This is a genomic window from Tardiphaga sp. (genome assembly GCF_028290785.1).
Lineage (GTDB): Bacteria > Pseudomonadota > Alphaproteobacteria > Rhizobiales > Xanthobacteraceae > Tardiphaga.
Genome location: NZ_JAQGJD010000024.1, coordinates 1 through 3,600 on the forward strand (window position 1 = coordinate 1; position 3,600 = coordinate 3,600).

The following is a 3,600-nucleotide window of genomic DNA, read 5'->3' on the forward strand; positions in this document are numbered from 1 at the left end:
GTCCTTCTTCAAGGCATCGACGCGCTTCTTGACGTCGGCGGCGTTGGTCACCGCTTCCTGCGCGACTTCAACGATGACGTCGCCGGCCGACAGCCGCTTCTCGGCGGCGTCGGAGCCGCTATCGACGCCAGTGACGATCACGCCCTTGATGCTATCCTTGATCTTGTACTTCGCGCGCAGCTCCTTGCTGATCCCGGTAAGGTCGAGGCCGAGCGCCTTCTGCGTCGCCGGCTTGTCGGCTTCCGGCGTCGACTTCACCGACGCCTGCACCGCCTTCTCGCCGTCGTCGAGCCGGCCCAGCGTGACCTGCTTGGACACTTCCTTGCCCTTGCGGATGATGGTGACATCGACGGCCTTGCCGACCGAGGTGTCGGCCACGATGCGCGACAGGTCCTTCGGCTCCTTGACGTCCTTGCCGTCGAACTTGATCACCACGTCACCGGGCTCGATTCCGGCCGGCTTGGCCGGGCCCTTGTCATCGACGCCGGCGATCAGGGCGCCCCGTGCCGGCTTGATGTTGAGGCTCTCGGCGATCTCGTCGGTGACCTGCTGGATGCGGACGCCGAGCCAGCCGCGGCGCAGCTCGCCGAACTCGCGCAATTGCGCCACCACCTGCGTCACCGTCTTCGACGGCACCGCAAAGCCGATGCCGATCGAGCCGCCCGAGGGCGAGATGATCAGCGTGTTGACGCCGATTACGTCGCCGTCGAGGTTGAACAGCGGGCCGCCGGAATTGCCGCGGTTGATCGAGGCGTCGGTCTGGATGTAGCTGTCATAGGGCCCTGAATTGATGTCGCGGTTGCGCGCCGAGACGATGCCGGCGGTCACCGTGCCGCCGAGCGAGAACGGGTTGCCGATGGCGATCACCCATTCGCCGAGCCGCAGCTTTTCGGAATCGCCGAACTTGACCGCGATCAGCGGCTTCACCGGAGTAAATTTCAGCACCGCCAGATCGGTCTTCTTGTCGACACCGACCAGCTCCGCCTTGATCTTGGTGCCGTCATTCATGATGACGTTGATCTCATCGGCGTCGGCAATGACGTGGTTGTTGGTGACCACGATGCCCGAGGTGTCGATGATGAAGCCGGAGCCGAGCGAATTGGTCTTGCGCGGCTGCATGCCGCCGTTCTTGTCGCCGCCCGGCCCGCCCCTACGGTTCTTGAAGAAGTCGTCGAAGAACTCCTCGAACGGCGAACCCGGCGGCAGTTGCGGCATCGCCCCGCGCGGGTTGTCGCTCTTGTCGCCGCCGTTCTTGTCGCCGCCCTTGGCCTCCACCGTCTGCGTGGTCGAGATATTGACCACCGCATCGATCACCTTCTCGGCGACGTCGGCGATCCCATCGGGACCCCGAGCGAAGGCCGGCGCGGAGAAGGCCGCCACCGCGGTGCCGAGGCAGACGGCGGTCAGCAGCGGACGCAGGCGGGTGCGGAGGGCTGGAGTCGCGATGGACATGGCGGAAACGCTCCTGAAAGAGTCGGCAATTTCATGCAGATTGCGCCCGAACGGCGCGCCGGCGCAAGCCTTCGCGGCGGCCGGCTGCCACCCCATCAGGGCCGTCGATTGCGGCGGAATGCGGGTGCGCTTCCCTCGCCCCCTCTTGCGCGGAGAGCCGTAGGGTGGGCAAAACCGCGCTTGCGCCGTGCCCACGCGTTCTAACGCGCGATGGAAGTCGTGGGCACGCTTCGCTTTGCCACCCTACAAGCGAGCGCTACCGCCGCACGAACCAGATCAGGATCAGGCCGGCGACCGCCGAGCCGATGCCGGCGATCCGCAACAGATTGTCCGGCGTTGCCAGCGCGCTTTTCATGGCACGCCGCATCCAGCCTGGAAACGCCAGGAACAGGATGCCTTCCAGCACGAACAGAATACCGATGCCGATGAGGAAGTCGGCGAACGCTATGGACCTCATCCGACTTCAACTCCCGAAACGTTCGCACCCTGGCGCTTTTATACAAAAGAGGCGCGCCCCGGAGGGGACGCGCCTCTTCCTTAGATCAGAGTGCCCGCGAACGCAAAACCGCGGTCGCGTGCGCTGCAGCAGAGCTCGTCCTTACGGCTTCGCCGCCGCCTCGGGCGGCTTGCCCGACGGATGGGCGAAGAAGCGGAAGAACTCCGAATCCGGCCGCAGCAGGAAGCGGGTGTCGTTGCTCTTCAACCCGTTCTCGTAGGCGGTCATCGAGCGATAGAACGCGAAGAAGTCGGCGTCCTTGCCATAGGCTTCCGCGAACAGCCGGTTGCGCTCGCCGTCGCCGACGCCGCGTACGGTTTCGGACGTGGAGTTGGCATCGGCGATGATCACGGTCGCTTCGCGATCGGCCTTGGAGCGGATTTCCTGCGCCTTCTGGCCGCCTTGCGCGCGGAACTCGGCGGCTTCCCGCTGACGTTCCGTCTGCATCCGCTGGTACACCGCCTGGCTGTTCGACTCCGGCAGATCGGCGCGGCGGATGCGGACATCCACCACCGAGATGCCGTAGCCGTCGGCTTCCTTGTCGAGCTGGTCGCGGATCTTGTTCATCAGGGCCTCGCGCTCGTCACGCACGACCTGGATGAAGGTGACCTCGCCGAGCACGCGGCGCAGCGACGCGTTGAGCAGCGTGGTGAGCTGGATGTTCGCCGCCTGGATCGAACCGATGCTCTGGTAGAAGCGCAGCGCGTTCTTGATGCGGTAGCGGGCGAACGCATCGACCACCAGCCGCTTCTGATCCGACGCAATGACTTCCTGCGCCGGGTTTTCCAGATCGAGAATCCGCTTGTCGATCGAGATGACGCTGTCGATGAACGGCACCTTGAAGTTCAGACCGGGTTCGGTGACCACGCGAACCGGCTCGCCGAGCCGGACCACGAGGACCTGTTCGGTCTGACGGACGGTGAACAGCGAGCTGTAGCCGATGATGATGACGGCGAGCAGCACGATCAGTGCGACGATACCTGAAATGCCGGACTTCATCGGGTGCTCCCGCTCTGCTGTTGCGGCTGCACTGGTGTCGCCGGGGGCTGACGCCGCGGCGTCAGTTCGTTGAGGGGAAGATAGGGCACGACGCCTTGCGCGCCGGCGCCGCCGTCATAGACCAGCTTCTCGGCGCCGCCGAGGATCCGCTCCATGGTTTCGAGATAGATGCGCTGACGGGTGACGTCGGGCGCCTTCTTGTACTCGTCATAGACCTTCAGGAAGCGCGAGCTCTGGCCCTTGGCCTCGGCGATCGCCTGCTCCTTGTAGCCTTCGGCGACCTGCAGGATCTGCGAGGCCCGGCCGCGCGCATCGGGAACGACGCGGTTCGCATAGGTCTGCGCTTCGTTCTGCAGACGCTCGAGATCGGCGCGTGCGGCCTGGACGTCGCGGAACGCATCGATCACCTGGGCCGGCGGATCGACTTTCTGCATCTGCACCTGCTGCACCAGAACGCCGGCGCCGTAGCTGTCGAGCGTCTTCTGCATCAGATCCTGCACGTTGGCTTCCGTGGTGGTGCGCGCGCCGGTCAGGATCGGCTGGATGTTGGTCCGTCCCACCACTTCGCGCATCGCGCTTTCGGCCACCGCCTTCACGGTGCCTTCGGGATTCTGGATGTTGAACAGGAAGTTGCCGACACCGTCCGGCTTGAT

General features: G+C 65.0%; 4 protein-coding genes. All 4 read right to left on the reverse strand.

The window, feature by feature from the left end:
* A partial coding sequence (locus JWR89_RS01470) for a Do family serine endopeptidase (protein WP_299710847.1) occupies positions 1-1,452 on the reverse strand: 1,452 nt, incomplete at its 3' end.
* A 256-nt stretch (positions 1,453-1,708) separates the two neighbouring features.
* Entirely contained in the window at positions 1,709-1,909 is a 201-nt protein-coding gene (locus JWR89_RS01475) for a DUF2065 domain-containing protein (RefSeq protein ID WP_299710850.1), read from the reverse strand.
* 141 nt (positions 1,910-2,050) lie between these two features.
* On the reverse strand, positions 2,051-2,947 hold the full coding sequence (locus JWR89_RS01480) for a protease modulator HflC (protein ID WP_299710853.1): 897 nt from the start codon (positions 2,945-2,947) through the stop codon (positions 2,051-2,053).
* Positions 2,944-3,600, reverse strand: a 657-nt coding sequence (hflK, locus tag JWR89_RS01485) for an FtsH protease activity modulator HflK (protein WP_299710855.1), incomplete at its 5' end; no start/stop codon positions are given. The genes JWR89_RS01480 and hflK, both read right to left, overlap by 4 nt.

Bases quoted from the DNA above. Each gene is read 5' to 3' on its own strand.
- JWR89_RS01475 (WP_299710850.1), bottom strand. From the start codon at position 1,909: ATGAGGTCCATAGCGTTCGCCGACTTCCTCATCGGCATCGGTATTCTG.
- JWR89_RS01480 (WP_299710853.1), bottom strand. From the start codon at position 2,947: ATGAAGTCCGGCATTTCAGGTATCGTCGCACTGATCGTGCTGCTCGCC.